The sequence below is a fragment of the Endobacterium panacihumi genome, assembly GCF_050847465.1.
In the GTDB taxonomy this organism is placed as follows: domain Bacteria; phylum Pseudomonadota; class Alphaproteobacteria; order Rhizobiales; family Rhizobiaceae; genus Neorhizobium; species Neorhizobium panacihumi.
On the sequence record NZ_JBOZRA010000002.1, the window covers coordinates 58,008 to 84,418 of the forward strand.

The following is a 26,411-nucleotide window of genomic DNA, read 5'->3' on the forward strand; positions in this document are numbered from 1 at the left end:
CCGCTTCCTTTAACCGGCCCATAACCGGAGACAGACATGAATTTCGATATTGGTGACGGCGTCGATACAGCCGTCAATTACGTCCTCGACAACTTTTCGCCCGCCCTCGATTTCATCGCAGCCATGATCGGCTTCGTGACGACCGGCATCCAGAACATTCTCATCTCGATCCCGATGCCGGTCGGTATCGCTATCTTCGTTGCGCTGTCGCTCTGGCGTGTCAGCTTCGGCTTCGGCGTGCTTACCGGCGTTGCTTTGTGGCTGGTCAGCCATATGGGCCTTTGGGACGCCATGATGGAAACGCTGGCACTCGTCATCGCCTCGACTCTGATGGCAATTGTCATCGGCCTGCCGCTCGGCATCGCGATGGCGCGACGGGATTCCGTTGCTGCGGTCGTGCGCCCGATCCTCGACCTGATGCAGACCATGCCGGCCTTCGTCTACCTGATCCCGGCCGCAATGTTCTTCGGTCTCGGCGCAGTACCCGGCGCAATCGCCACGGTCATCTTCGCCATGCCGCCGGTCGTGCGCCTGACCAACCTCGGCATCCGCCAGGTGCATGAGGAATTCATCGAGGCCGGCAATGCCTTCGGCTGCACTTCTTCGCAGTTGCTGTTCAAGGTCCAGCTGCCCAACGCCATGCCTTCGATCATGGCCGGCATCAACCAGACGATCATGCTGTCGCTGTCGATGGTGGTGATTGCTTCGATGATCGGCGCCGGCGGTATCGGCAACACGGTTCTAACCGGCATCCAGCGTCTCGATGTGGGCACCGGTTTCGAAGGCGGCCTCGCGGTCGTCATCCTGGCGGTCATCCTCGACCGCATCACCCAGAGCCTCGGAAAGCCGCGCGCCGCATTCTGGTCCGTACTTTTCAAAAAGAACGAGCGTGAGGAGATGGCAACGGCCACCGCCTGAGCCAGACCTCCCGCCACCCATGCGGGTGCTGAACCCGCGATCTGCAAACCTCCCGTAAGGAGACCACATGTTGAAGAAGCTTTTCACGACTGGCACGACACGTCGTGCCACCATCGGTGCGACCCTCGGCCTCGCGGCTGCCCTCGTTGCCGGCTCGGCCCTTCCGACCATGGCGCAGGACGTCAAGCCGGTGAAGATCGGCTGGTCCGCCTGGTCCGACGCCGAATTCGTCACAAAGCTCGCCGCCAAGCTGATCACCGATGAACTCGGCGGCAAGGTAGACCTCGTTCAGACAGACGTGGCACCGCTCTATCAGGGTGTCAGCCGCGGCGATGTCGACGTCATGATGATGAACTGGATGCCGGCGACGCATGCAGACTATTTCGAGAAGGTGAAGAACCGTGTCGAGACGCTCGGCACCGTTTACGACGGCGCCAAGCTCGGCTGGGTGGTTCCGACCTATATCCCGGAAAGCGAAATCTCCTCGATCGAGGACCTCAAGAAGCCCGAGGTTCAGGAAAAGCTCTCCAAGACCATTCAGGGCATCGATCCGGGCGCTGGCCTGACGCGCCTTTCGCAGCAGGCCGTGAAGGACTATGCGCTCGACGACTACAAGCTGCAGATTTCCAGTGAAGCCGGCATGTTGACCACGGTCGACCGTGCCTATCGCGGCGAAAAGTGGTTCGTCGCCACCTCGTGGAGCCCCCACTGGATGTTCGGCAAGCACAAGCTGCGCTACCTCGAAGACCCCAAGAAGTCTCTCGGTGAAGCCGAAGTCGTCAACATCATCGCCACTAAGGGCTTTAAGGACGAAAACCCTAAGGTTGCCGGCTTCCTGTCACGTATGAAGCTGCCGGTTTCCGATCTGGAGGCTGCGATGTTCAATGCGCAGGAAACCTCGTACGACGAGGCCGTGACGAAATACATCGCGGATCACCCGGACCAGGTTAAGGCCTGGGTCGGCGAATAAGCCCGAAAATCTCTACTCGCGACCATGCCATTTGGCATGGTCGCGATCACGCATCTCATATGCTCCCCACATCCATATGGAAGCCGTCCAGCTTCACGCGGCCGCAACCTTCGCGACCGTAAGGGGCGACCGGGATGCCGACTGACCTCCCTCAAGGAGACGACATTGCTAAAGACTTTTACCCGCCGCACGACACTGGGTGCGACGCTCGGCCTCGCCGCAGCACTTCTGACCACATCCGCCCTGCCGACGATTGCTGAGGATGCGCAGACCGTTAAGCTCGGTTACGCCCCATGGTCTGATGCCGAATTCGTCACAAAGCTTGCCGCCAAGGTGATGACCGACAAGCTCGGCCAGAAGGTCGAACTGTTGCAGACAGATGTCGCACCGCTCTTTCAGGGTATCAGCCGTGGCGATATCGATGCCATCCTGATGGCGTGGTTGCCGGTGACGCATGCCGACTATTACGGCAAGGTCAAGGATCGGGTCGAAACGCTCGGCACCATCTATGACGGCGCCCGTCAGGGTTGGGTCGTGCCGGCCTATGTTCCCGAAAGCGAGATTGCCTCGTTCGAGGACCTGAAGAAGCCCGAGGTTCAGGAAAAGCTGGCCGGCAAGGTGCAGGGCACCGAACCGGGTGCCGGCCTGACCCGCATGTCACAGCAAGCGCTGAAGGATTACGGGCTAGACGGTTACACGCTGCAGATTTCCAGTGAGGCCGGCATGCTGTCGGCAGTCGACCGCGCCTATCGCAACGAAAAATGGTTCGTGGCGACGGCCTGGAGCCCGCACTGGATGTTCGGCAAATACAAGATGCGTTACATCGACGACCCGAAAAAGGCGATCGGCGGAAGCGAGCACGTCGACATCCTGTCGCGCAAGGATTTTAAGACCGACAATCCCAAGGTCGCCGAATTTCTGTCGCGTATGAAGCTGCCGCTTGCCGATCTCGAGGCCGGGATGTCCGATGCGCAGGAAACCTCCTACGACGCGGCAGTGACAAAATATATCGAAAGCCACCCGGAGCAGATCAAAAACTGGATCGGCGAAGAAGGCTAAATTCGCATTCGATAATTTTATCAACAAGGGCTTTGCCGGATATCCGGCAAGGCCTATCTGACAGTTCTTGGCGGTGTTGGGCTGCCGACGGGAGTGCCTGATGCACCGAGACCAGACCGAACCGGATTTTTCCGCCGACGACACGATTGGTGGCCGCATTTCGCTTGCCCGCGACGCAATCGACCTGACCGTCGACGAGGCCGCGGATTTCATCACCGTGTCATCGGACACATGGGTTGCCTGGGAAAACGACCGCGCGGAACCGCTGGCCAACCGCCTGCCGCTGATCGCGAGACTGCTGGAGGTGAGCCTCTCGTGGCTGTTGACCGGGCGGGGCGACGGCCCGCGCTGGGCGTGACGCCTGCTTGAAACGCGACAGATCAGAAGCCTTGGAAGAGAAAGTCGGTGGCGGCGATCAGTTCGTCCCGCAAGACTGAAAAATCCGCGACCGGATCGCCGATCATTTGTCTTGGAACAGATGCCAGAGACGGAATAACAACAACATAAGTGCGTCCGTGAATTTCAAGAACTGGACTAAGCCGAACGAAAGGGCGGCCAATTCGCTCAAGAGGAAGCACCGGAGCTACAACGCGGGTTTCGAGATTGTCGAGAAAATCTGCCTGAAGGTCCATCACGAGGCCATCGCCGGTTTTCAAGCGATGGACGTGAAACCGGGCCATCAGAACTGCCGGTACTTTGCCAGCGGCAAACCATTCTTTTCAACGTCTTCGTTATACGCTTTTATCGCCTCGGCATTTTCCAGACGCCACCGGCGTTCGCGCTCGGCCTTCACTGCCGCCGCAAGGCCGGTTTCCGCAACCTGCGACACGTCGATATCGAGGTCACGCGCATCCGATAGAAGCGCGGCATCGACTGAAACACTGGCTTTTTTGCGGGCCTCGGCGGACACGGCGACCTCCATTGTCTGCGCCGATTGTAAACCCTCACCCATCAAAAACAAGCGCACGAAAAAGCCGGGGCGCGAGCCCCGGCTTTCATCATTCATGTGCCTGACAAAAATCAGGGCTGCTTGCCGATATAGGCCAGGATGCCGCCATCGACGTAAAGAACGTGGCCGTTGACGAAATCCGATGCCGGCGAGGCGAGGAAGACGGCCGGGCCCTTCAGGTCCTGCGTGGTGCCCCAGCGGTTGGCAGGCGTCTTTGCCAGGATGAAGGAATTGAACGGATGGCCCGGTTCGCGCAGCGGGGCGGTCTGCGGGGTTTCGATATAACCTGGGCCCAGGCCGTTGCACTGGATGTTCAGCGCGCCGTATTCCGAAGCGATGTTGCGGGTCAGCATCTTCAGGCCACCCTTGGCTGCGGCATAGGCAGACACGGTTTCGCGGCCGAGTTCGCTCATCATCGAGCAGATGTTGATGATCTTGCCGCCGCCCTTTTTGATCATGCCGGGAATGACGGCCTTGGCGACGATGAAGGGCGCGGTCAGGTCGATATCGATGACCTGGCGGAAATCCTTGACGTCCATTTCGTGCATTGGCGTGCGGCGGATGATGCCGGCATTGTTGACGAGGATATCGACCGGGCCGAGATCCTTTTCGATATCGGCGACCAGTTTCTGCACGCCCGGCTCATCGGTGACGTCGCAGATGTAACCCTTGGCGTCGATGCCGGCGGCCTTATAGGCTTCGATGCCCTTTGCGAGGAATTCCTCGTTGACATCGTTGAAGGCAATGGTGGCGCCGGCTTCTGCCAGCGCGCTCGCCAGCGCAAAACCGATACCGTAGGAAGCGCCGGTGACTAGGGCGACCTTGCCCTTGAGCGAGAATGCGTCGGGATAGCTCATAATCAAAAAATCCTTGAATACGGAGGGAGGATAAGGCGGCAGCGCAAACCTGCTGCCGCTTGGCCTGCATGAGGTGACACCCTCACGGGCGACGGTTCAGCAGGCTGTTGGAAGCCGTGGAAGGGCGCAAAAACCTTGCACGCTTTCGCGCCCTCTTCCCAAGATCAACGCAGTTCGTTGATCGGGATATGGTCCATGTCGTCGAAGGTGAGGTTTTCGCCGCACATCGCCCAGATGAACGTGTAGTTGGCGGTGCCGCAACCGGCATGGATCGACCACGACGGCGAGATGACGGCCTGCTCGTTGCCGACGAGGATATGGCGGGTCTGCTGGCCTTCACCCATCATGTGGAAGACGGCCTGATCTTCGGCGATGTTGAAGTAATAGTAGATTTCCGAACGGCGCTCATGGGTGTGGGCCGGCATGGTGTTCCAGACATTGCCCGGATCGAGTTCGGTCAGGCCCATCGACAGCTGGCAGGTTTCCAGAACGTCCGGGTGGATGAACTGGTTGATGACGCGTTTGTTGGCGGTGGCATTGTCGCCGACCGGCTTTTTCTTGGCATCATTGATCGACAGGAAGGTGGTTTTGCAGACCTTATGCGCCGGCGCCGAGATCATGTAGAACTTTGCAGGCTTGGTCTTGTCCTTGCTGCGGAAGATGACCTGCTTGGTGCCCTTGGTGACGTAAAGGCAATCCTTGAAGCCGGCCTCGTAGACCTCGCCGTCGACTTCGATCGAGCCTTCGCCACCGAGGTTGAAGATGCCGAGTTCACGGCGCTCCAGCACATAGTTGGTGCCGAAATTCTTCATGCAGTCGATGCCCTTGTCGAGCGGCACGGCTTCACTCACCGGCATGCAGCCGAACACGACCATGCGGTCGACATGGCTGTAGGTGGCAAGGATTTCGTCAGCGACGAAAAGCTTTTCGATGAGGAATTCGGCGCGCGTTTCTTCGGTCGTGTAACGCTTGAAATCTCTCTGGCTGGCCGAATAACGAATGTCCATGATGTAACTCCTGTAGAAACTTGTATCGTGATGAAAGAGGCCGTGGCAGCCCTCAGAGAAGGACCTTGACGACGACCTTGCGGACTTTGCCCGCAGTCTCGGCAGCGCAGCCCGGACGATGGATGTCGGTCGGGTAGAACAGCGCGTAGGCGCCCGGGCCCATGAGGAGATCGGTTTCGTCGGTAACCTTCGAATAGAAGCGGACGTCGCGGCCTTCGAAAAGGTCTTCCTCGACCGTGTGGTCGGCGGCGAGCGGGGCGTAACCGATGACTTCGCGGCCGGCAAAGACATACTGGATGTCCATGTAACGGGCATGCGATTCCGGACGCTTTTCGCCCTTCGGTGCCGTGTCGTAATCCTGGATCAGCGCAAAGATGCTGTCGCCTTCGATATCGACGCGGCCGGCCGGCAGAGAAGCGATATCGGTCCTGGCAAGAAAGTCGAGACCTTTGCGGACGTTCTCAGGCAGGATTGCGGCGTCGCGGTCGAGCGTGGCGAGATGGCTAAGATACATGACATTATTCCTTGATTTACTTGGCCTTTCGGGTCATCGGGGCCGGCGGCGAACGCCGGCCCCGGCGAACCTTACTCGGCAGGGCGCAGGCCGTCACCCGGCTGCGGCGCATCAGCCGGAGCGGCTTCGGTTACGCCGGCCCGCTTTTTCATGTGCTTGGCGTACATGCCGGTCAGGATGGGAACCAGAATGGCAGTCGTCAGGCACGCAGCGGCAACCAGCGAGGTGGCGGCAGCGGCAGCGGGTTTGAACTGCGGTGCCATTTCGGCGATGATCATCGGGTTGGCGACGGCCGCACCGGCAGCCGACGAGGCAGCCAGACCGGCGGTACCATTACCGCCACCGATGACCTTGTCGGCGATCATCAGCGGGATGCCGGTGACGACGATGACGATGACACCGAGCAGGATGCCGCCGAGACCCGTGGTCAGGATGACGTTGAGGTCGATACCGTTACCGAGCGCAAAACCAAAGAATGGGATGAGGGTGGTGACGCCGCCCTTGAAGAAGGCGCGCAGGTCCTTGTCGAGGTTACCGAGGATGAAGCCGATCAGGAAGGGCAGGACGGCGCCGACGAACAGGTGCGGTTCGAACGTGGCGACGCCGGCTGCGCCGAGGATCAGCATCGAGACCAGCGGACCCGATTCGATCGACATCAGCACGAAGGCGCCCGATTCTTCCTTGGTGCCGTATTGCTGCATGATCGCGGCGTAGAGACCGCCATTGGTCATATCCATCGCGGCGCAGATGGCGAGTGCCGAGAAGCCCATGAACAGGCCCGACTGAACGCCTTCGAGCGGCAGGAACTGGGCTGCAACATAGGTCGCGCCCCAGGCAACGAGGGTTTTCACGACGACGAGGTTACCCGACTTGCGCAGCACCGTGCCGGTTGCGCGCAGATCGATCGACGTGCCCATGCAGAAGAACCACACGGCAAGGATCGGAACCGTACCCGAGATCAGGCCGTTGGTGAACGAGCCGAAATAGCTGCCCGCCCACGGGAAAAACGTCTTGCAGAGTGCGCCGAGAATGAGCGGCACCAGCATCAGGCCGCCGGGGACCTTGTCGATTGCTTTCTTGATATTCATTTTTGCATTCCTCCTAAAATATTCTTTTTCGCTATTCTGCGGCTGTTATCTGTTGGCCGCGCAGAGCGATCTCGTTGGAAAAAACGTCTGGCGTTGCTCCTTCCGGGATGATGGCGCCGTGATGCTGGACGACAGCACCGGCGACGACATGGGCACGGGTGGCAGCTTCCGCGGGTTCGAGCCCGAGAAGGCGACCGAGGACGTAGGCGGCCGAAAAACTGTCGCCGGCCGCGGTGGTATCGACGACCTTTTCGACCTTGGTGGCAGGCACGGTTTCAACCTTGCCGCCATGGATGAGCGTGGCATCGCCCGGCCCGTCCTTGATCACCACTTCGAGCTGCGGCTTTTTCGAAAAATAGTCGATGCCGGCCTGCATGGTCTGGGCAAGCCCCAGAACTTCCAGTTCCTCGATGGTGACGAGAACGCGCGTGGAAAAGCCGATGACGCGCTCATAGACGGCCCGCGCATTTTCGATGCCGCCCCAAAGGAGCGGGCGGTAGTTTCCGTCAAAATCGACGGCAACACCGGCGCGGGCCAGTTCCTCCAGCCTTTGGAGCAGACGCTCGCGGCTTTCGGGCTTCAGAACTGCCAGGCTGATGCCTGACAGGTAGATGCTGGTATAGCCACCAAGGGCTTCCAGCAGACCCTTCGAACCTTCCGACTCGAAGGTTTCCCGGGCGGCTGCCTCGCCGCGCCAGTAAAAGAAGCGACGTTCGCCGGCTGCATCCGTGCGAATGAAATAAAGTCCTGCGCGACGTCCTTTCAGACGGAGAGCAAGGTGGTCATCGACCCCCTGCTCTTTCCAGAAGGCGGCCATCTGATCGCTGAACGGATCGTCGCCGATGGCGGTGACGTAAGAAACAAAAGTGCCCAGTCCGGCGCCGAGGCGCGCCATGTAGGCTGCAGTATTAAAGGTGTCGCCGCCGAAAGCCTGGGTGATCGACCCGTCAGGCTTGCATTGCATTTCGATCATGCATTCACCGATCGATGCGACGCGAATTTGTTGTTGTGTCATTGTGCATCCCTTCCCGGCCGCGTTTGCGGCTTGAAACACAAGGCGTCTCTCTGACCCCTGCCTTGCGCTTTCGAGATGAACTTATCGGGATGTCGCACCCTCGGCGTTGATCGTGATCAATGGTTTCCTCCAGCATGTTGATAGTCTGCGGGTGGAAGTCAGGATACTTGTCACTACATGATAAAGTATCACGATCTGGGAGGATCCGAACTCAAGTGCCGTAAGGCAAACCAGAAGGAAGACATTAATGGGCATCCTTTCCGAAAAGATCACTCCGGCCGATGCATGGTCGGGCTTTAAGGGCGAGGCCTGGCGCGAAAGCGTCGATGTTCGCGATTTCATCCAGGCGAACTACACTCCCTACACCGCCGACAGTACGTTTCTTGCAGGTGCGACAAAACGCACTCTTAAACTCTGGGAAGACCTCAGTGTCCTCCTGAAGGCCGAACGCGAAAAAGGCGTTCTCGACGTTTCCGCCGACCGCGCCTCGACCATTACCGCACACGACGCCGGCTACATCGACCAAAGCGCCGAGCTGATCGTCGGCCTGCAGACCGACGCGCCGCTGAAGCGCGCCATCATGCCGAACGGCGGGTTGCGCATGGTCGAAAACGGCTTGGAAGCCTTCGGTTTCGAACTCGATCCTTCGGTCAAGGAAGTCTGGACCAAGTATCGCAAGAGCCACAACCAGGGCATTTTCGACGTCTACAGCCCGGAAATCCTCGCCGCCCGCAAGTCTGGCGTCATTACAGGCCTGCCGGATGCCTATGGTCGCGGCCGCATCATCGGCGACTATCGCCGCGTTGCCCTTTACGGCACCGATGCCCTGCGCGCCTTCCGCCAGAAGGATTTCCGCGCCATCGAGAATGAGGTCTTTACCGAAAGCGTGATGCGCCTGCGTGAAGAACTGTCGGAACAGTTCCGCGCGCTCGACGAACTGCGCGAAATGGCCGCAAAATACGGCTACGACATTTCCAAGCCTGCGACCAATGCGCGCGAAGCCATCCAGTGGACCTATTTCGCCTATCTGGCAGCCGTGAAGGAACAGAACGGCGCGGCCATGTCGCTCGGCCGCGTTTCGACCTTCCTCGACATCTATATCCAGCGCGATATCGATGCCGGTCTTCTCAATGAGGAGCAGGCACAGGAACTGATCGACGACATGGTCATCAAGCTGCGTATCGTCCGCTTCCTGCGTACGCCAGAGTATGACCAGCTGTTTTCGGGCGACCCGACCTGGGTCACCGAATCGATTGGCGGCATCGGCGAAGACGGTCGCCCGCTCGTTACCAAGTCGAGCTTCCGCTTCCTGCACACGCTCTACAATCTCGGCCCGGCTCCGGAACCGAACCTGACCGTGCTGTGGAGCACAAAACTGCCCACCGGCTTCAAGAACTTCTGCGCCAAGGTGTCTGCCGATACCAGCGCCATCCAGTACGAAAACGACGATCTGATGCGTCCGAAATGGGGCGACGACTACGGCATTGCATGCTGCGTCTCGGCCATGCGGATCGGCAAGCAGATGCAGTTCTTTGGCGCCCGCTCCAACCTCGCCAAGGCTCTGCTCTACGCGATCAACGGCGGCGTTGACGAAAAGAGCGGTGTGGCCGTTGCGAAGGGTTTTGAGCCCATCAAGGGCGACGTGCTGGTCTATGACGAAGTCATGGCCAAGTTCGACAAGATGATGGACTGGCTGGCCGCGACCTATGTCAAGGCGCTCAACACCGTCCATTACATGCACGACAAATACGCTTACGAGCGTATCGAAATGGCGCTGCATGACCGCGACATCCTGCGCACCATGGCCTGCGGCATTGCCGGTCTGTCGGTGGCGGCAGACTCGCTGTCGGCCATCAAGCACGCCAAGGTGCATGTGATCCGCAACGAGGCGGGCCTGGCCGTCGATTACAAGATCGAGGGCGACTATCCGGCCTACGGCAATAACGACAACCGCGCCGACGACATCGCGGTATGGCTGACCGAGACCTTCATGAAGAAGATCGCCGCCCAGCCGTATTTCTACCGCGACTCGATGCCGACGCAGTCGGTTCTGACGATCACCTCCAACGTGGTCTACGGCAAGAAGACTGGCAATACGCCGGACGGACGCCGCGCCGGCGAGCCTTTCGCACCGGGTGCAAACCCGATGAACGGCCGCGACACCAAGGGTTTTGTTGCTGCCGGTGCTTCGGTTGCAAAAATCCCGTACGATGCGGCTCTCGACGGCATTTCCTGGACGGCTTCGGCCACCCCGGATTCGCTCGGCAAGACCGATCAGGAACGCGCGCAGAACCTCGCCAATTGCCTGGACGGTTATGCCGCAGCCGGCGGTTTCCATGTCAACGTCAACGTGTTCAATCGCGACACGCTGGTTGATGCCATGGATCACCCGGAACTCTACCCGCAGCTGACGGTCCGCGTATCGGGCTACGCCGTCAACTTCGTCAAGCTGACCCGCGAACAGCAGCTCGACGTCATCTCGCGCACGTTCCACGCCAAGATGTAAGCCGGATCTGGAGATCAAACCGGGCGCAGTTTCATTCTGCGCCCGGCCTTTCCAGACAATGTATTCGCTACAAAACCATGAGCCTCACCATGGACATTCTCGATATCAAGGACGGCTCGCCAAAAGCATCCGCCGCCCACCACACGCCGCTCGATCACGGCTTTCTGCACTCGGTTGAAAGCGGCGCCGCCGTCGACGGACCGGGCATGCGCTTCGTGTTCTTCATGGCGGGCTGTCAGTTCCGCTGTCTTTATTGCCACAACCCGGACACCTGGAAACTGCACAATGGCCGCCGCATCACGCTCGATGACGTGATCGCCGAGATCAAACCCTATTCCGGCTTTCTGAAATTTGCCGGCGGCGTGACCATTTCCGGCGGCGAGCCACTGATGCAGGCAGGTTTTGTCGGCGAGATGTTTCGCCGCATCAAGCAGGATTTTGGCCTGCATACCGCGCTGGACACGCAGGGATTTCTGCACGGCAATGTCGAGGACACGTTTTTTGACAATGTCGATCTCGTGCTGCTCGACATCAAGCATTCCGACCCGGACATCTACAAACGCCTGACGGCGCAGCCACTGCAGCCGACACTGGATTTTGCCCACCGCCTGAAGCGCCTGCAAAAACCGATGTGGCTACGCTACGTGCTGGTGCCCGGCTGGACGGATGGCGAAAAGGATATCGCCCGTCTTGCCGATTTCGTCGCCGATCTCGGCGATATCGTCAAACGCGTGGAAGTGCTGCCCTTCCACCAGATGGGCACCCAGAAATGGGAACAGCTCGGCATAGACTACACGCTGAAGGATTCACCGACGCCGACGCCGGATCAGGTTGCGCAGGCGCGCGCGATCTTTGCGGCGAGAGGCTTGACGGTCGTGTGAGGTAAATGACGACGGATCGCCGGCCCGCTACCACTGACCGCGTTCGTCACGGGCCGGAGCGCCATTTTGCCATTGGTCGTAATAGCCGATGGCGGTGTCCTGCGCCGTGCGCAGCAGGCTCGGATCCTGCCAGATCATGAAACCGCAGATCACCAGCCCCGCCACGATGGCAATGCCGATCAGTTTTCGGACCACGAACATCACCAACCAGATCGCAACAAGTGCGACCACCACCATGACCAGCAGGGAATAGATATCTTCAGGGATGTAAGCGTCGAATGATTCCATGCTTCGCTTATAGGGAACACGTTTTGGCCGAAACAAGGCGGCGGGCGACGTGACAGTGGATATGTTTCATGCCAGCATCATCGGCAGAAATCGTCGCAGACCGGGAAGTGTCATGGCAAAGGATGTCGTTAAGGGACCTGCTTCCTATTTTCCCTCCATCGAGGCGAAATACGGACGCCCGATCACTGAGTGGAAAGAGCTTATTCGCGGCCAGAGTGGGAAGAAGCACATGGAGCTGGTGAACTGGCTGAAGCAGGAGCACGGCATGGGACATGGCCATGCAAATGCGCTGGTGGCGGATACGCTGCGCGAATAATACCTCTCCGGTCCGCTGTGGGGAGCAGGAGCTGCTACCCGCGATCCGCCGCGCGGCTACCCCGGATTTGAAGCCAGTATTCTTCAGCAACCTCCGCATCGATGTCGACCGGCACGGCGCTATCGGAATAGAGGCGATCCTTGCCGTCCTTGCGCGGCCCGGATATCCAAAACGGCTCCAATGTCTCGATATCGAAGTAATTTGCCTTGAGGCCACTGCCTTTCAAGCTCTGAAAAGTGCGCCCATAGTAGCTGATCGATTTACCGGTCTTGGAAAAAACGACACGGCCGATAGTCGCAGGCCCATTCAGGCCCGCCGACTTGTTTTCAATATACATGATGCGGGTTTTGCGCATGATCGGAACCATATGCTAGGAGCACCACCATTCATAACATGCTTCTGCCTGTCCGCGATCCCACCTGCAAGATCAATCAGCCGAAAACTTCACCGTCACGCCACGCTGGCGAAAATAGGCCTGCATCAGCTTGCGGCCGGAACGGTTGCCATGCGCGAGCTTGGTCGGATCGAAGACGGCTTCTTTGGCGCCTTCGCGCGCCAGCGCTGCCTTGAGTGCGGCGATATGAAGGTCGAGATCGGCATTGTCCGCCTGAAGCGATTCATAAATGCGGTTCGTTGCTTCGGTTACGGTCGGTTCACTCACTGTTTCACTCCGATTGCTGTTTGGCTGGCCATCACCAGTTTCTCGAGAAGACCGTATTGGGGCGAAACAGCCTCGCGTCAATGGCAAGCATGGTTGTTTCGTGGCGACCGGCCACGACGGTGATCAACGCCATGCAGCCACCGGAGGCCGTGGTCGCATCTGCCAGAGCGTGTTCATCCGATTGTTTCCAATTTTATTTTGCAAGCGACCAAAGGATTTTTTCGAAACGAACGTCTAAGCTTCAATCGATGAAAAACGGACAGAACGATCTTGAGCGCCGAAATCCTGCAGCAAGCCATAAAAGGCGATCGGGATGCGTTTTCACAGCTGGTCGAAACGCATTACGACTTCATCCACGCGGTCGCCTTTCGCTGGTGTGGAACGAAGGCTGAAGCCGACGATATCACGCAGGACGTATGCATCCGGATGGCGCGCGCCATCCGCGGCTTCAAAGGCCGCTCCAGCCTCCGGACCTGGCTCTACACCCTGACCCTCAACGCGGTCAGGGACCATCAGAGGCAGATGGCGCGCCGTCGGCGCAACGAACACGGGCTGATGCACGACCCGCTCTTCCTTGCGCAACGCGAACGGGTGGATGACAGTCAGGGCGAATGGCTCTGGGCCGCTGTGCGAACCTTGCCGGACAAGCAGCGTGATGCCGTTCTGCTGGTTTATGCCGAGGGATTGAGCCATGCCGGCGCGGCCGATGTTCTGGCCTGCAGCGAAAAGACGATCTCCTGGCATCTGCATGATGCCCGCAAACGATTGAAGGACCTTCTGAAAAAGGAGGCTGTCTGACCATGACGGACGAATTCGAAACCCTCAAGAACCTGCCGCCTGCACCGCCGGCTTCGGCCTCGGCCCGTGCGCGCGCTCTGTCGGCTGCCATGGAAGCGTTCGACGGCGCGGAAAAAACAACGGCGCGGACCCAAGGAAAAGCCGGCGCCGGACGTCAAAACTCCATCCTCAACCGGATCCGGAGTTTTACCATGATCACCCGCCATCGTTATCTCGCAGGCTCGGCGCTCGCCACGCTTCTGCTGGTGCCATCAGCCACCTGGCTTGCCTTCGAGGTCATGCGCATCAACCCGACACCCATCGCCGACCTCTCATCGCCTTCACCTGAAGAAAAAACGACGAAGCAGAAAATACAGAGCGCGCAGTCCGAACAGCCTGCCGCAGCTACCAACCGATTTGCGCCGGAAAACATCGAAGGTTTTCTGAACCGGCAAGGAAGCCCCGGCAGCCAGACGGAGGGGACTACCGCACACCTTGGAGGGCAAAAGGCCAAGGCACCGGCATCCGCGCCGATGGCCGAACTGCAGGCACCGCCTGCGCCCGCGCCAATGGCCTCGGCTGCCGCTCCCCGTGCCACCGGGGGCCAGCGCGCCCAGGTTCTGCTCGACCCCAGAAACAAGGCGCCAGTCGAATCCCGTGATCATTACGCCAATGCCGAAACCAATGCGGTCAAAAGCGTGCTGACAGATCCGGTCTCGACATTTTCCATCGACGTGGACACTGCCTCCTATGCCTATGTCCGGCGCGCCCTGATGCAGGGCCGGCTGCCGGACCCCGACAGCGTGCGCGTCGAGGAAATGGTGAATTATTTTCCGTATGACTGGCCCCGCCCGCAATCCGCCGATACCCCGTTCCAGACGACCGTCACCGTCACGCCGACGCCCTGGAATGCCGGGACACGATTGATGAACGTTGCGATCAAGGGATATGAACTGGCACCCGCCGTCGCGCCGCCCACCAATCTGGTGTTCCTGATCGACGTATCGGGATCGATGAACGCAGCGGACAAGCTGCCGCTTCTCAAAAGCGCCTTCCGGCTGCTGGTCGGCAAGCTGCGTCCGCAGGATAAGGTCTCGATCGTCACCTATGCCGGTGCTGCGGGTACCGTTCTCGAGCCGACCGCCGCGAATGAGCGGGAAAAGATCCTGCATGCCATCGACACTTTGGAACCCGGTGGTTCCACCGCCGGTGCCGAGGGCATTCAAGCGGCCTACCGTCTGGCCCGTGAGGCTTATGTGAAGGATGGCATCAACCGCGTCATGCTGGCGACAGATGGAGACTTCAACATCGGCGCATCCAGCGATGACGATCTCAGGCGGTTGATCGAGGAGCGCCGTCAGGACGGTATCTATCTGTCCGTTCTCGGTTTCGGTCAGGGCAATCTCAACGATGGCCTGATGCAATCTCTCGCCCAGAACGGCAACGGCACGGCCGCCTATATCGATACGCTGGCGGAAGCGCAGAAGGCTCTGGTCGATGAGGCGGGCTCGACGCTGTTCCCGATCGCCAAGGACGTAAAAATCCAGGTCGAGTTCAATCCGGACAAGATCGCAGAGTATCGACTGATCGGCTATGAAACGCGGGCGCTGAGGCGCGAGGACTTCAACAATGACCGCGTCGATGCGGGCGATATCGGATCCGGCCACTCGGTCACGGCGATCTATGAAGTGACGCCGAAAGGCAGCGCTGCGGTTTTGAACGATCCCCTGCGTTACCAGCCGGACCAGAAAACGACGCCCGCACCGGCACGGCCTTCCGATGAGCTCGCCTTCGTGAAAATCCGCTATAAACAGCCCGATGCCGAAACGAGCAAGCTGATCACCACGCCTGTCACCGAGGCAAACGCCGTCGGCGATATCGGCGCGGCACCTGCGGATGTGCGTTTTGCCACCGCGGTTGCGGCATTCGGGCAAAAACTGCGCGACACGCAGGCGCTCGATACCTATGCCTACGGCTCCATTCTCGATCTGGCCCGCAGCGCACGCGGCAGTGACCCGTTCGGTTATCGCGGCGGGTTCGAGACTTTGGTCGGTCTTGCGGATGCGCTGGACGGGAAATGACCGGGCAGACCTTACCGCCGGGCAGGTCGAACAGGCGACCGGCGGGACAGGACTTCACTCAACTGTTAGAGATCGGTTGGCCATTTCAGAGCATACGCCTTGAAGCGGACAGCAGGCTTTGAGATAGTCCCGGCTCCCAAATCGCATTCTGCCGGAACCCTGATGTTTTTCAAATACATAGTAAAACCAAGCCGCCGACCGCTTGTCGCCCTCGTCACCCTCGTCTTGAGCATGGGGCTGGCGGCACCGGTTTGGGCAGAGCGCCCGGAACCCTCCTGGCCGCAGGCGCAGAGCGATCTCAAGGCCGATCCGGCCGTCCACTTCGGAACGCTTTCCAACGGCATGCGATTTGCGATCCTGCGCAATGCGACACCGCCGAAACAGGCGGCGATCCGTTTCCGCATCGGCTCCGGTTCACTGGACGAAAAAGACGACCAGCAGGGGCTGGCGCATTTTCTCGAACATATGGCCTTCAAGGAGTCGACCCATGTTGGCGAAGACGAGATGGTGCGTATCCTCCAGCGCAAGGGGCTGGCCTTCGGACCCGATACGAACGCCCATACATCCTATGGCGAAACCGTCTATTCTCTCGATCTTCCGCAGGTCGATGCCGATACAATTTCCACCGGCCTGAAGCTGATGCGCGAGACCGCAAGCGAACTGACGCTTGATGCCGCCGCCTTCAATCGAGAACGCGGTGTCATTCTTGCGGAAGAACGGCTGCGCGATACGCCGCAATACCGCGCCGGCATGGCCGCCATGAACAGCCTGCTCGATGGCCAGCGTGTACCGATGCGCTCGCCGATCGGCAAAACGGATGTGATCAGCCATGCGCCCGTCGAGCGGCTGCGTGACTATTACAAGGATTATTACCGGCCGGATCGGGCCACGCTGATCGTTGTGGGTGACATCGATCCTGCCGCCATGGAAACCGAAATTCGCGAACGCTTCGGCGACTGGAAAACGGCGTCCGCCAATCCGCAGGAGCCGGACCTTGGCAGTCTGAAGCCCAAGGGCGAAACCTTTGAGGTCATTTCTGTTCCGGGCAACATGACGAGCGTACAGATCGCCTGGACGAGGCCGTTCGAGGATGATCACGACACCGTTGCCGAGCGGCGCTCGCAGCTTGTCGAGGGCCTCGGCCTGCTGGTGCTGCAACGCCGGCTGTCCGCCCTCGGCAGCAAGGCGGATGCGCCCTTTATCGGCGCCAATACGGGCGCGCAGGATCTGTTGAAATCCGCGCATGTCGCGGTGGTTGCAGCCAATTCGGAGCCGGACAAATGGCAGGCCGCCCTTGCGGCGATCGACCAGGAACAACGCCGCATTCAGCAGTTCGGCGCTTCGGAGGCCGAGATCCAGCGGGAAATCGTCGAATATCGGTCGGTCCTGCAGGCCGAAGCGGCGGCGGCATCGACACGCACGACGACCACGCTTGCCTCCATGCTGGCCGGCAGCGTCGATAGCGAACAGGTATTCACCTCACCGACCGATGATCTTGCGCTGTTCGAAACGCTGACCGCGCAGGTGACGGCCGAAGAGGTCAACAAGGTGCTTGGCGAGACATTTTCCGGAAACGGTCCGCAGGTCCTGCTCCAAGCCGCGCAAGCACCCGAAGGTGGCGCAGACGCGGTCCGCGAGGCCTATGCTGCCTCCCGCGCCGTGAGCGTTTCGGCACCTTCCGGCACGGATGATGTGGTCTGGCCCTATACATCGTTCGGAGAACCGGGCGCGGTTGTCGAGCGTCGCAGCGTTGACGATCTCGGCCTGACCATGGTGCGCTTTGCCAACGGCGTTCGCCTGACCGTCAAGCCGACAAAACTGCGGGCCAACGAAGTTCTTGTGCGCGAACATATCGCTGGTGGCCGAATGGCCATGGCAGATGACCGTTTCCTGCCGATCTGGGCATCTCCGGCCATCGTTCTTTCCGGCACCGGCGCCATGGATTTCCAGGATATCCAGAAGGCGCTCGCCGCCAAGATCTTCGGCATCGATTTTTCGGTCGGCGACAGTTCCGTGCGCTTCGATGGTCGTACACGGACAGAGGATCTCGAAACCCAGCTGCAGGTCATGGCGGCCTATACATCCGATCCAGCCTATCGGCCCGAAGTTTTTAAACGGGTGCAGCAGGCCTATCTGAGCGGGCTCGACCAATATGCGGCGACGGCGGGCGGCGTGCTCGGTCGGGATTTTGCCGGCCTTGCGCATTCCAACGATCCGCGCTGGACCTTTCCGGACCGCGCCCAGCTTTCGACGGCGACACCAGACGATTTCGAAGGCCTGTTTCGCCCCCTGGTGTCGAAAGGGCCGATCGAAATCATCATTGTCGGTGATGTCACGGTTGACGATGCCATTCGGCTGACGGCCAACACCTTTGGAGCCTTGCCGCAACGTGCCGAGCTTTCAGCGATGCCCAATCAAGCCAAGGTGCGCTTTCCTGACGCCACCGAAAAACCGGCCATCGCCACGCATACCGGCAGAGAGGATACGGTAGCGATTGCCGTCGGCTTACCGATCGGCGATCTGTTTTCCGATATCCCCCGCGCCTTCATCGCCAACATTTCGACGCAGATTCTCGAAAACCGGCTGATCGAGCAGTTCCGGATTGCCGAAGGAGCGACCTACGGCCTGCAGGGCAGCGCCGATCTGTCGAGAGATCTGCCCGGTTACGGTTTTGCCTTTTTCTATCTGGAAACGACGCCGGAAAAGGTGGACGGCTTCTATTCGCTGTTCGACAAGGTCGCGACAGACCTCGGCTCGAACAGCGTTTCAGACGACGAACTGGCACGCGCGCGGGAACCGGCAATCGAAACGCTGAAACACCAGCAGCAGAGCAACGATTACTGGATGCGATATCTGCGCGATGTGCAAACGGACCCGCGCCAGCTTGACCTGATCCGCTACAGCCTCGATGGCTACTCCAAGGTCACGGCCGATCAGGTGCGCGATTTCGCCAAGCAATATTTTCAGGCGAAGCGATTGTGGAAGTTCGAGGTTCTGCCTGCCAGCGTCCGATGACGCTGAGCGGGCGCAATCACCTGCTCAGCAACGTCGGACCACCGTGAGGCCAGATCATCAAGACAGCGGGCAGCGGGACGACCATCCGCGGCCCAGCCTGACACCGGCCTTTATGCTCCGGTGACGCGCCAGATCACGTCGCCCACATCGTCCGCCATCAGCACTGCGCCATCGGCGGCCAGAGCAACGCCGACCGGGCGACCATAGGAATGTTTTTCGTCCGGCGACAGGAAGCCCGTGAGGATTTCACGAGGCATGCCCACCGGCCGACCGTTTTCGAAGGCGACGAAGGCCAGCTTGTAGCCCGAGAGTTTCGAGCGGTTCCATGAGCCATGCTGGCCAATGGCCATGCCCGCAGGAAAGCCCGGCAATGTGCCTTCCGGCAACCAGCACAAACCCAGCGACGCGGTGTGCCCGCCCAGTGCGTAATCGGGCTGCAGCGCCGAGGCCACCTTGGCGGCATCCTGCGGTACCCGATCGTCCACCACCCGGTTCCAATAGCAATAGGGCCAGCCGTAAAACCCGCCATCGCGAACGGAGGTGAGATAATCCGGCGGCGTCTCATCACCCAATCCGTCGCGCTCGTTGACGACGGTCCAAAGCATGCCGGCCTCGGGCTCCCAGGCCATGCCGACGGCATTGCGTAAGCCCCCGGCAAAGATGCGGGACTGGCCGGTGGCGAGATCATATTCATGAATGCAGGCGCGGTTTTCTTCGGCCGCCATGCCTTCGTCGCCGATATTGGTCAGCGATCCGACAGCCACATACAACTTCGTGCCGTCCTTGGCTGCAATCAGGTTGCGCGTCCAATGTCCGCCGGGCACCAGGCTCATCAGCTTTTTCGGCGGCTGCGTTATTCTGGTCGCACCCGGTTCATACGGATAGGCCAGAAGCGCATCACTCGCCCCGACATAAAGCGTCTCGCCGACAAGGACGATACCAAACGGCTGGCGCACGTTTTCGATATAAGCATGGCTTGTCTCCGCCACGCCGTCGCCATCGCCATCGCGCAGCAGCGTGATGCGGTTGGGGCTTTGGCCGGAAGCGCGCGCCCGCTGCATCGTCGCCGACATGGCATGATCGAACAGGCTGCGCGGACTGCCGGATTCGCCCATCGATTCCGCCACCAGCACATCGCCATTCGGCAAGACATGCATATTGCGCGGGTGCACCAACCCGCGTGCAAAGGCATTGACCTTCAGCCCTGAGGCAGCTTTGGGTTTATGATCGCCCTCCCAGCCGCGCGCCGTCGGCATCTTCAGCGTCGGGATCCTGCCCTGCGGTTTGGCCAGCGGAATGGCCGGCGTCGTGCCGTAAACCGGTTCCCGCAAACCATCTCCGGAATGACGGATCGTGACGGCGCATTGGCCGACCAGAGCAACAAAACGCGCGAAGAGAGAAGGCTCGGCCATGGATTGCCTCTAGAATGGAGGGAAAATAAGCGGAGACTTACAAGCTAGCGCGTTTTGGCGGAGAGGCCAGAGGGCGGGTGAGAAATTACGGAAACCGCAATCGTACCCCGAAAATTGCGTGGAGTTTCAATCCTCACGCAATCCGGGGTGCTTCTCTGCATCAAACGGAGAATTTCGAATCGATTTCCTTGAACCACGCATTCAGGTCTTTGCTGCTGATCTTGGTGTCCTGACTGCCCCGCTCGCGAATGCCATCCAGAGCACGCCGGAAATTCTCGTCATCGAGAAGGAATTTTGCAGCAGCGCGCTCATCCTCGCTATTGCCCTGGTCATCCACGATCTTGCGCAGATCCTTTTCGCTGACGATCGAATCCTTGCCGTTCCAGTCATCCCAGCTCTCGACGATGGTCTCGATATGATCATGGTGTTTTTCGGCAAAGGCGCTGTCATAGGTTTGCCCCACGCTGCGGGTGTAATAGGCCGTTGTTGTATCCAGCTTTCCGGGCTCCCGGTCCGTGTCACCCCAAGGCCGCCAGTTGTCGTTTTTACGCTCATGGCCGTGAACGCCGCTGGAGGTGGTGGAGCCGCTGAGATGCTCCTCCCAGAGATTGCGTTTATTCAGATCGGAATCGCGGTGCAGGCCGGGAGCGAGACGTTTGAGAGAACTGCCCTTCTCCGGTTTGGTTTCCTGAAAATGCTTCCACTCGTCCGCCTGAAACTCGAAGATCGACTTGTTGTCCGGCGTGTCGCGATCGCCGTACATATAGGTCGAATATCGTGCGAATTCGAGTTTGTCGCCCCAATCCTTCTGAGCGACGCCCATGTCGGCGAGGTCACCGAAGAACTTGCCCTGCGAGTCGGTCAGCTTCTGCATCTTTTCGTGCTCGACAGCCTCAGCGATAAGCGATCCGGCAATGCCGAGAATGGCGCCCGCCACCCCAAGAACCGGGCCGGCGATGCGCGCGACGGTGGTCAGCCCCTGGACGACCTTGGTGGCAATCGGGGCGACGATCTTGCTGGCGATGGACGAACCCTTGCCGGTGAACATGGAAATGGCATTGGCCACGCCGGCGCCCACCGTTGAAACACCGCTGCCCAGCGTCATCCCGGCCGAGGCCTTTTCCAGCGAGGTTTCGGCTTTCTGCAGCTTGCGGACCCCCGAGACGATATCGAGCGCGCCGCCGGTCATGTCGAGGCCGGCGCCGCTCATGAAGCGCAGGAAGGACTGGCCGGCCTTCTTGGCGAAGTCGGCGCCGCCGGAGCCGCTCTTGCCGTCCCCCACGCCCATGGCCTTGCCCACATCCTCGCTGATCCGGTTGTTCAGCGTTTCGGAGTCCGCCTCGTTCAGTCCGGTCGCGATCGGCCGGTCCTCCAGCCGATCCGATGCGTCAGCGATGTTTGTACTGATGGTCTGGCTCAAGGGGTCTTTCGGCTTTTCGGTGCCCCAGATGTCGGGGAAATTTTCATCCCAAACGCCGAGCCATTCCGTCGCCTTGATTTTCGGCTCTTTCTTGGTCTCGGCGCCATCTCCTTCTCCGGTGTCGGGTCCCTTGCCCTTCGTCTCCTTGGTTCCGCCAAGGATTTCGACAAGGTTCGATCCGAAAGTAGAGAAATCCTTTGCCGCGCTCAGGCCGCCCACGAGATCGCGGGCCAAAGCGATGCGCTCGTCGGAGGTCAGTTCCTTGCCCTGCCCTTTGACAAGGGTATTGACCGCGCCGCCGAGGCTCATCAATCCGCTCATTGAGCCCAGTGTCCCGGAGGAGGAGGCACTATGCAGCACCTGCTTCATCGTGCCCGCTGTGCTCTCGCGATCCTTCTGCAGGCCCTTGAGATGGCCATCGACGATCTTGTCGATATCGGTACTGGTCCAACCGGACTTCGCCGCGTCGTTGAATGCGAACCAGAGCTTCTTGGCGTCCTCGTCCTTCATCCCCTCGAAGGACTTCTGCATCGAGGAAATATCGTCGCCCAGGCGCTTCAGCAGGTCGTAGGACTTGTCGCCTTCCTTCATGCCCTTCAGCGCCGCGTTCACACCGGTCTTTACCAGCGTGAACGTATCGGCGAGGCCGGTCTTGGCCGCATCCGCAGGGATGGAGTCGGGATTGGCGATGATCTTGTCGATCTGGTGGGTGGTGAGCAGCGAATTGAAGACCTGCCGGCGATCCGTGTAGGCGTCGGGATCCAGTTGCTGCAGCGCCTGGAAATAATCGTCGGTAAGCTTTTCGGCCTTGTCCTTGTCTGCATCGCTGCCGCTTTCATAAAGGCTGATAATGCCCTTTTCGAAGTCAGTGTTCGGTTCGCCGTCCTTGAAGAGGGCCTCCTTCACCTTTTCCGACATGTCCTTGCGCTCGGATTCGGGGATCTTCTTGACCGCATCCCCAAGCGTCTTCTCATAACGCTCGCTGATCTTTTCGTCCTGCATATACTCAGCGATCTTCTCGCTGACCTTCTCCTCATTGAGGATTTCCTTGACGTCGCCGCCCGTCAGCTTGGTCGGGTCTTTGTCGCTCTTGCGGTAGGTGCCTCCGCTGGATTCGATCGCCTCCGCATAGCCATAGAGGCTGTAGCCCTTGTCGAGAGCGGCGCTGGCCTCGAACAGCTTGACCAGTTTGGCTTCCTTGGAATCGTCTTTGAGCTTGCCGTCCTTGATGTCCTGCTTGATGCCGTTGATGAAATCCTCGGACGCCTTTTCGGAGACTGTCTTGTCTCCTTCGCCAATCTTCCGATCCATGATCGATGTGCCAAAATCCTCGGGAGGATCAACGTTTTCGAACTTGACCTCGTCTTTGACCTCCCTGTTTTCGCTAACCTCGACATTCGGTCCGGTTGCATCAGGTCCGTCAGACGTCACAGCCTTGTTTTCGAACGTCGCATCGGACTTCTTGCCGTCGTCGCCTGCAGACGCCTTTTGGCTCGCGGCAATCAGATATTCAAAATAGGCAGCGTCGGACTGGTCATTGCCAGAGTCGATTTTTGACGAATCGGCGCGGGATACCTTGGACATTCGCGTTTCTCCTTTCCTGACAGCCGCTCCAGGCCAAATTCATTCTGGCGGATAACGCGGACTGCGGCGTGATGCCGATAAACGAGGCCTAAAGAGAAGGTCGACTTGGAGACCTCTTGACCCTAAAAAATTGTATTGCGGTTTAATCAATTACGATCTTGTGTCCGATCCATCATACGCCGCTCTGTTACAACTATGTGTCGAAAGGCAAATTGATTGCTTCGCCGGCACGAAAGCGGCTGCGGCTGCACTCCGTAAGCACCGGCTTTACGGATACCGTATTCCCGCCTCCGCCAAGATCCGCAGCCCCTGCGCAAACTTGCCGGCATCGCCGCCGACCTGCTGCATCTGCCACAGATTGTCGCTGAGGTCGGCGTGTTTGACCGGCACGGCCAGCGGATTGGTGATCGAGCGGCGCACGAAGGCAAAATAGTCTTCGCCATCGCGTTTGCTCATCGCATCGACGGCATCGACCACGCGCTCCGAAAAGCCTTCCTTGCGCAGCCGCTCCAGCGTCCAGCCGGGGCCTTTTTCAACGACGTCATGCAGCCAGCCGACGATGATCTCGTCCTCGCCGCTCACCCGTTCTGCAACGCGGCGGACATGGTCGATAAAAGGAGCGCCGGTCTTGCTGGACTGGCCCCGGTGGGCCTCCTCGGCGATTGCCCTGGCACGGTCCAGCGCATCTTTTTGGCTGAGCGACATCGTCAATTCTCCCGTTGCGAAGGCGAGCTTTGCTAATAATGCATATCAGTCAACAGGCAATGACAACCGTCAATCCTCTTGCGCCACAATAGTTGGCATGCTAACTAATGACTATACATCATTAGCACGCTAATTATCAGCTCCCCAGATGAAACGCACCGAAGCCCAATCCGAATTTCTTGAGGCCCTGACCAAGGCCAGCCGCAAGATCCGCACCGCCTTCAACCAGCGGGTTACCGCGCATGGCCTTACCTACCCGCGCGCCCGCGCGCTGTGGCGGCTGGCCGAAAAACCGGGCATGGCCCAGGCGGAACTGGCCTTCGAGCTGGAACTGGAACAGGCCACCATGGTGCGGCTTCTCGACCGCATGGAGGAACACGGCCTGATCGAGCGCCAGCCGTCTTCCAACGACCGGCGCGTCAAGCTGATTGCGCTCACCCCGCATGGCGAGGAGCAGGCGACCATGGTGCGCTCCATCGCCAACCAGATGCGACAGGAAGTGTTCGCCGATATCGACATGGAAGATCTGCGCGGGCTGACGCAGCTTCTGCAAACCGTAACCGGTCGGGTTGCCGACCTGGAGAATATTCATGTCCCCGCGTGAAACCGCTGCCCGTATGAACGAGGATGCAGCCGAAAACACCGTACCTGCCAAGGCAGCAGCCGGTGAACCCAAGGAAGAGACGGAGCTAGCTTCGCAGGCCGAAAAGCCTGCAGGGGCAGAACCTGCCGTCGTGCCCACAGAAACGCCGGCTCCGGCAGCCGCACCTGCAGCGCCGTCACCGGCCGCGTTCATCCCGAAACCACCGCTGATCGCGCTTGGTTACATGCTGGCCTCCACCATCGTGGCGCTGACGCAGGGGCTTGGCCTTTCCTTTCTGACGGTGAACCTGCAGCAGGTGGCGGGCCCGCTCGGCGTGACCACCAACGAGGCCGCATGGCTGATGGCGGCTTATGTCTTTCCCAATGCCAGCCTCGGCCTCTTCCTGTTCAAGATCCGCATGCAATACGGCATCCGCAATTTTGCGGAGATCGCCATCGTCATCTATGTTCTGGTGTCGATCGCCCATTTGTGGGCGAACGATTTCACCTCGGCGATGATTTTGCGCTTCTTTGCCGGTGCGGCCGCAGCCCCGCTGTCGTCGCTTGCCTTTCTCTACATGATCGAGGTGTTTCCGCCGCAGCAGAAGCTCAGCATCGGCCAGGCTCTGGCGCTGACGGCAATCGCCTTGCCCACGCCGGTGGCAGGCCTGCTGTCGCCCGGCCTCTTCGATCTCGGCGACTGGGCCACGCTTAACATGCTGGAACTCGGTCTGTCGCTGATTTCGCTCGCCTTCATCTATCTCCTGCCGCTGACATCTCCGCCGCGCATGAAAGTGATGCAGTGGATGGATTATGTCAGCTTCACCTTCCTTGCCGTCTGCATGGGCTGTTTCGCCGCCGCGCTGACACTCGGCCGCCTCTACTGGTGGACGGAAGCGCCCTGGCTGGGCTGGATGATGGCCGCCGGCATCGCCTCCGGCATGATCTGCGCCGTCATCGAACTCAACCGCCGCAACCACCTGATCGATATCCGCTGGATCACGTCGCGCGAAATCATCCATTTTGCCGGTATCCTGCTTCTCTTCCGCATTCTTCTGTCGGAACAATCGAGCGGCGCCATCAACATGTTCCGCCAGCTCGGCCTTCTGAACGACCAGCTACAGGGGCTCTACTGGGTGATCCTCGTCGGCTCGCTCGGCGCCGGCGCCTTCTGCGCATGGCTGTCGCGGCCGGGCCGGGCAGAGATCATCCATGCCATCTCGCTGCTTTTGCTGGCGATCGGCAGCTACATGGACAGCCAGTCCACCGTTTTGACCCGGCCGGAGCAGATGTATTTCAGCCAGTTTCTGGTGAGCTTTGCCATGGGCCTGTTCCTGCCGCCGGCCATGGCGGTCGGCTTCGCCGCGGCGCTGCAGCGTGGCCTCGTTTACATCCTCAGCTTTCTGGCGGTGTTCCTCGCCACCCAGAAGGTCGGCGGTTATCTCGGCAGCGCCCTGTTCGGCTCCTTCGTGACTTGGCGCGAGCAGTTCCACTCGTTCCGCATCATCTCGCGGCTGAACCCGACCGATCCGCTGTTGACTGCAAGGCTGCAGCAATATGGCGCCGCCTTCGCCAAGGTGACACAGGACCCGTCGTTACGCAGCATCCAGGGTGCCGGCCAGTTGCAGAAGCTGATCCAGCAACAGGCCTATGTGCTGGCCTATAACGATGCCTTCCTGCTGACCTCGCTGATGTCGCTCACCGCCCTTGGCTGCCTGTGCCTGCACATGGCGTGGCGCCATCGCGGCACCCTTTTCAAGCGACGTGAGGCGGAAATGCCCGTCGCCGTGAACAACTGATTACAAA

The 26,411-nt window shown here is 59.8% G+C and carries 25 protein-coding genes; 12 read left to right on the plus strand and 13 right to left on the minus strand.

The annotated features are described in order from the left end of the window. The first annotated feature begins 36 nt into the window (after positions 1-36). The 4 genes from ACRQ1B_RS12185 to ACRQ1B_RS12200 all read left to right on the plus strand — a co-directional run bounded on the left by ACRQ1B_RS12185 (position 37) and on the right by ACRQ1B_RS12200 (position 3,305). A complete protein-coding gene (locus tag ACRQ1B_RS12185) occupies positions 37-918 on the plus strand; it encodes an ABC transporter permease (RefSeq protein ID WP_432293940.1) in 882 nt (293 codons plus the stop codon). Between the two features lie 169 nt (positions 919-1,087). After that, a complete protein-coding gene (locus tag ACRQ1B_RS12190; protein ID WP_432294587.1) occupies positions 1,088-1,888 on the plus strand; it encodes a glycine betaine ABC transporter substrate-binding protein in 801 nt (266 codons plus the stop codon). 165 nt (positions 1,889-2,053) lie between these two features. Continuing rightward, entirely contained in the window at positions 2,054-2,947 is an 894-nt protein-coding gene (locus tag ACRQ1B_RS12195; protein ID WP_432293941.1) for a glycine betaine ABC transporter substrate-binding protein, read from the plus strand. A 100-nt stretch (positions 2,948-3,047) separates the two neighbouring features. Next, positions 3,048-3,305, plus strand: a complete 258-nt coding sequence (locus ACRQ1B_RS12200; RefSeq protein WP_432293942.1) for a helix-turn-helix domain-containing protein — start codon at positions 3,048-3,050, stop codon at positions 3,303-3,305. 22 nt (positions 3,306-3,327) lie between these two features. On the opposite strand, the gene ACRQ1B_RS12205 is transcribed toward ACRQ1B_RS12200, so the two are convergent. From ACRQ1B_RS12205 to ACRQ1B_RS12235, 7 genes are all read right to left on the minus strand, one after another. Then, positions 3,328-3,627, minus strand: coding sequence for a CcdB family protein (locus tag ACRQ1B_RS12205; protein WP_432293943.1), 300 nt, complete (start codon positions 3,625-3,627; stop codon positions 3,328-3,330). Beyond that, a complete protein-coding gene (locus tag ACRQ1B_RS12210) occupies positions 3,627-3,857 on the minus strand; it encodes a type II toxin-antitoxin system CcdA family antitoxin (protein WP_432293944.1) in 231 nt (76 codons plus the stop codon). Before ACRQ1B_RS12210 ends, ACRQ1B_RS12205 begins: the two co-directional genes overlap by 1 nt. 110 nt (positions 3,858-3,967) lie before the next feature. Continuing rightward, positions 3,968-4,753 (minus strand): gluconate 5-dehydrogenase, encoded by a 786-nt coding sequence (locus tag ACRQ1B_RS12215; protein WP_432293945.1) that lies wholly within the window; start codon positions 4,751-4,753, stop codon positions 3,968-3,970. 164 nt (positions 4,754-4,917) lie between these two features. Beyond that, positions 4,918-5,760 carry a 5-dehydro-4-deoxy-D-glucuronate isomerase gene (gene kduI, locus ACRQ1B_RS12220; RefSeq protein WP_432293946.1) on the minus strand — a complete coding sequence of 281 codons (843 nt, stop codon included), beginning with the start codon at positions 5,758-5,760 and terminating at the stop codon, positions 4,918-4,920. A 52-nt stretch (positions 5,761-5,812) separates the two neighbouring features. Further along, positions 5,813-6,274 carry a NanQ anomerase/TabA/YiaL family protein gene (locus ACRQ1B_RS12225; protein ID WP_432293947.1) on the minus strand — a complete coding sequence of 154 codons (462 nt, stop codon included), beginning with the start codon at positions 6,272-6,274 and terminating at the stop codon, positions 5,813-5,815. A gap of 71 nt (positions 6,275-6,345) precedes the next feature. Next, positions 6,346-7,362: a 2-keto-3-deoxygluconate transporter gene (gene kdgT, locus ACRQ1B_RS12230; protein ID WP_432293948.1), complete on the minus strand. Its 1,017-nt coding sequence runs from the start codon at positions 7,360-7,362 to the stop codon at positions 6,346-6,348. Positions 7,363-7,393: 31 nt separating this feature from the next. Beyond that, entirely contained in the window at positions 7,394-8,377 is a 984-nt protein-coding gene (locus tag ACRQ1B_RS12235; protein WP_432293949.1) for a sugar kinase, read from the minus strand. Between the two features lie 247 nt (positions 8,378-8,624). Between ACRQ1B_RS12235 and pflB the strand changes: the two genes are divergently transcribed. Together pflB and pflA are read left to right on the plus strand one after the other, a co-directional pair. Next, the gene (pflB, locus tag ACRQ1B_RS12240) at positions 8,625-10,883 is read left to right on the plus strand and encodes a formate C-acetyltransferase (RefSeq protein ID WP_432293950.1); all 2,259 of its coding nucleotides are present in this window, start codon (positions 8,625-8,627) and stop codon (positions 10,881-10,883) included. An 89-nt stretch (positions 10,884-10,972) separates the two neighbouring features. Then, on the plus strand, positions 10,973-11,764 hold the full coding sequence (pflA, locus tag ACRQ1B_RS12245) for a pyruvate formate-lyase-activating protein (RefSeq protein WP_432293951.1): 792 nt from the start codon (positions 10,973-10,975) through the stop codon (positions 11,762-11,764). Positions 11,765-11,791: 27 nt separating this feature from the next. Here pflA and ACRQ1B_RS12250 read toward each other — a convergent pair whose 3' ends face one another. After that, positions 11,792-12,052 carry a hypothetical protein gene (locus tag ACRQ1B_RS12250; RefSeq protein ID WP_432293952.1) on the minus strand — a complete coding sequence of 87 codons (261 nt, stop codon included), beginning with the start codon at positions 12,050-12,052 and terminating at the stop codon, positions 11,792-11,794. A gap of 112 nt (positions 12,053-12,164) precedes the next feature. On the opposite strand from ACRQ1B_RS12250, the gene ACRQ1B_RS12255 reads away from it, so the two are divergent. Continuing rightward, the gene (locus ACRQ1B_RS12255) at positions 12,165-12,368 is read left to right on the plus strand and encodes a DUF4287 domain-containing protein (protein WP_432293953.1); all 204 of its coding nucleotides are present in this window, start codon (positions 12,165-12,167) and stop codon (positions 12,366-12,368) included. A gap of 34 nt (positions 12,369-12,402) precedes the next feature. Here ACRQ1B_RS12255 and ACRQ1B_RS12260 read toward each other — a convergent pair whose 3' ends face one another. After that, entirely contained in the window at positions 12,403-12,723 is a 321-nt protein-coding gene (locus ACRQ1B_RS12260) for a 1-deoxy-D-xylulose-5-phosphate synthase (protein WP_432293954.1), read from the minus strand. Positions 12,724-12,795: 72 nt separating this feature from the next. Beyond that, on the minus strand, positions 12,796-13,029 hold the full coding sequence (locus ACRQ1B_RS12265) for a hypothetical protein (protein WP_432293955.1): 234 nt from the start codon (positions 13,027-13,029) through the stop codon (positions 12,796-12,798). A 270-nt stretch (positions 13,030-13,299) separates the two neighbouring features. On the opposite strand from ACRQ1B_RS12265, the gene ACRQ1B_RS12270 reads away from it, so the two are divergent. The 3 genes from ACRQ1B_RS12270 to ACRQ1B_RS12280 all read left to right on the plus strand — a co-directional run bounded on the left by ACRQ1B_RS12270 (position 13,300) and on the right by ACRQ1B_RS12280 (position 18,902). Next, a complete protein-coding gene (locus ACRQ1B_RS12270) occupies positions 13,300-13,827 on the plus strand; it encodes an RNA polymerase sigma factor (protein ID WP_432293956.1) in 528 nt (175 codons plus the stop codon). 2 nt (positions 13,828-13,829) lie between these two features. After that, positions 13,830-15,887, plus strand: coding sequence for a vWA domain-containing protein (locus ACRQ1B_RS12275; RefSeq protein WP_432293957.1), 2,058 nt, complete (start codon positions 13,830-13,832; stop codon positions 15,885-15,887). Positions 15,888-16,118: 231 nt separating this feature from the next. Then, positions 16,119-18,902: a M16 family metallopeptidase gene (locus ACRQ1B_RS12280; protein WP_432294588.1), complete on the plus strand. Its 2,784-nt coding sequence runs from the start codon at positions 16,119-16,121 to the stop codon at positions 18,900-18,902. A gap of 110 nt (positions 18,903-19,012) precedes the next feature. Here the strand turns inward: ACRQ1B_RS12280 and ACRQ1B_RS12285 are convergent, their stop codons facing one another. From ACRQ1B_RS12285 to ACRQ1B_RS12295, 3 genes are all read right to left on the minus strand, one after another. Continuing rightward, entirely contained in the window at positions 19,013-20,314 is a 1,302-nt protein-coding gene (locus ACRQ1B_RS12285; RefSeq protein WP_432293958.1) for a PQQ-dependent sugar dehydrogenase, read from the minus strand. A gap of 160 nt (positions 20,315-20,474) precedes the next feature. After that, positions 20,475-23,318, minus strand: coding sequence for a collagen-like triple helix repeat-containing protein (locus tag ACRQ1B_RS12290; protein WP_432293959.1), 2,844 nt, complete (start codon positions 23,316-23,318; stop codon positions 20,475-20,477). Between the two features lie 267 nt (positions 23,319-23,585). Beyond that, the gene (locus ACRQ1B_RS12295) at positions 23,586-24,023 is read right to left on the minus strand and encodes an HD domain-containing protein (RefSeq protein ID WP_432293960.1); all 438 of its coding nucleotides are present in this window, start codon (positions 24,021-24,023) and stop codon (positions 23,586-23,588) included. A gap of 148 nt (positions 24,024-24,171) precedes the next feature. Between ACRQ1B_RS12295 and ACRQ1B_RS12300 the strand changes: the two genes are divergently transcribed. Both ACRQ1B_RS12300 and ACRQ1B_RS12305 read left to right on the plus strand, forming a co-directional pair. Further along, positions 24,172-24,627, plus strand: coding sequence for a MarR family winged helix-turn-helix transcriptional regulator (locus ACRQ1B_RS12300; RefSeq protein WP_432293961.1), 456 nt, complete (start codon positions 24,172-24,174; stop codon positions 24,625-24,627). Further along, the gene (locus tag ACRQ1B_RS12305) at positions 24,614-26,404 is read left to right on the plus strand and encodes an efflux MFS transporter permease (protein ID WP_432293962.1); all 1,791 of its coding nucleotides are present in this window, start codon (positions 24,614-24,616) and stop codon (positions 26,402-26,404) included. Before ACRQ1B_RS12300 ends, ACRQ1B_RS12305 begins: the two co-directional genes overlap by 14 nt. The last annotated feature ends 7 nt before the right edge of the window (positions 26,405-26,411 follow it).

Bases quoted from the DNA above. Each gene is read 5' to 3' on its own strand.
- ACRQ1B_RS12235 (WP_432293949.1), bottom strand. From the start codon at position 8,377: ATGACACAACAACAAATTCGCGTCGCATCGATCGGTGAATGCATGATC.
- ACRQ1B_RS12295 (WP_432293960.1), bottom strand. From the start codon at position 24,023: ATGTCGCTCAGCCAAAAAGATGCGCTGGACCGTGCCAGGGCAATCGCC.
- ACRQ1B_RS12300 (WP_432293961.1), top strand. From the start codon at position 24,172: ATGAAACGCACCGAAGCCCAATCCGAATTTCTTGAGGCCCTGACCAAG.
- ACRQ1B_RS12280 (WP_432294588.1), top strand. From the start codon at position 16,119: ATGGGGCTGGCGGCACCGGTTTGGGCAGAGCGCCCGGAACCCTCCTGG.
- ACRQ1B_RS12305 (WP_432293962.1), top strand. From the start codon at position 24,614: ATGTCCCCGCGTGAAACCGCTGCCCGTATGAACGAGGATGCAGCCGAA.
- ACRQ1B_RS12250 (WP_432293952.1), bottom strand. From the start codon at position 12,052: ATGGAATCATTCGACGCTTACATCCCTGAAGATATCTATTCCCTGCTG.
- ACRQ1B_RS12200 (WP_432293942.1), top strand. From the start codon at position 3,048: ATGCACCGAGACCAGACCGAACCGGATTTTTCCGCCGACGACACGATT.
- ACRQ1B_RS12260 (WP_432293954.1), bottom strand. From the start codon at position 12,723: ATGCGCAAAACCCGCATCATGTATATTGAAAACAAGTCGGCGGGCCTG.
- pflB (WP_432293950.1), top strand. From the start codon at position 8,625: ATGGGCATCCTTTCCGAAAAGATCACTCCGGCCGATGCATGGTCGGGC.
- ACRQ1B_RS12205 (WP_432293943.1), bottom strand. From the start codon at position 3,627: ATGGCCCGGTTTCACGTCCATCGCTTGAAAACCGGCGATGGCCTCGTG.
- ACRQ1B_RS12290 (WP_432293959.1), bottom strand. From the start codon at position 23,318: ATGTCCAAGGTATCCCGCGCCGATTCGTCAAAAATCGACTCTGGCAAT.
- ACRQ1B_RS12255 (WP_432293953.1), top strand. From the start codon at position 12,165: ATGGCAAAGGATGTCGTTAAGGGACCTGCTTCCTATTTTCCCTCCATC.
- ACRQ1B_RS12215 (WP_432293945.1), bottom strand. From the start codon at position 4,753: ATGAGCTATCCCGACGCATTCTCGCTCAAGGGCAAGGTCGCCCTAGTC.
- ACRQ1B_RS12185 (WP_432293940.1), top strand. From the start codon at position 37: ATGAATTTCGATATTGGTGACGGCGTCGATACAGCCGTCAATTACGTC.
- ACRQ1B_RS12225 (WP_432293947.1), bottom strand. From the start codon at position 6,274: ATGTATCTTAGCCATCTCGCCACGCTCGACCGCGACGCCGCAATCCTG.
- kduI (WP_432293946.1), bottom strand. From the start codon at position 5,760: ATGGACATTCGTTATTCGGCCAGCCAGAGAGATTTCAAGCGTTACACG.
- kdgT (WP_432293948.1), bottom strand. From the start codon at position 7,362: ATGAATATCAAGAAAGCAATCGACAAGGTCCCCGGCGGCCTGATGCTG.
- ACRQ1B_RS12275 (WP_432293957.1), top strand. From the start codon at position 13,830: ATGACGGACGAATTCGAAACCCTCAAGAACCTGCCGCCTGCACCGCCG.
- pflA (WP_432293951.1), top strand. From the start codon at position 10,973: ATGGACATTCTCGATATCAAGGACGGCTCGCCAAAAGCATCCGCCGCC.
- ACRQ1B_RS12285 (WP_432293958.1), bottom strand. From the start codon at position 20,314: ATGGCCGAGCCTTCTCTCTTCGCGCGTTTTGTTGCTCTGGTCGGCCAA.
- ACRQ1B_RS12190 (WP_432294587.1), top strand. From the start codon at position 1,088: ATGGCGCAGGACGTCAAGCCGGTGAAGATCGGCTGGTCCGCCTGGTCC.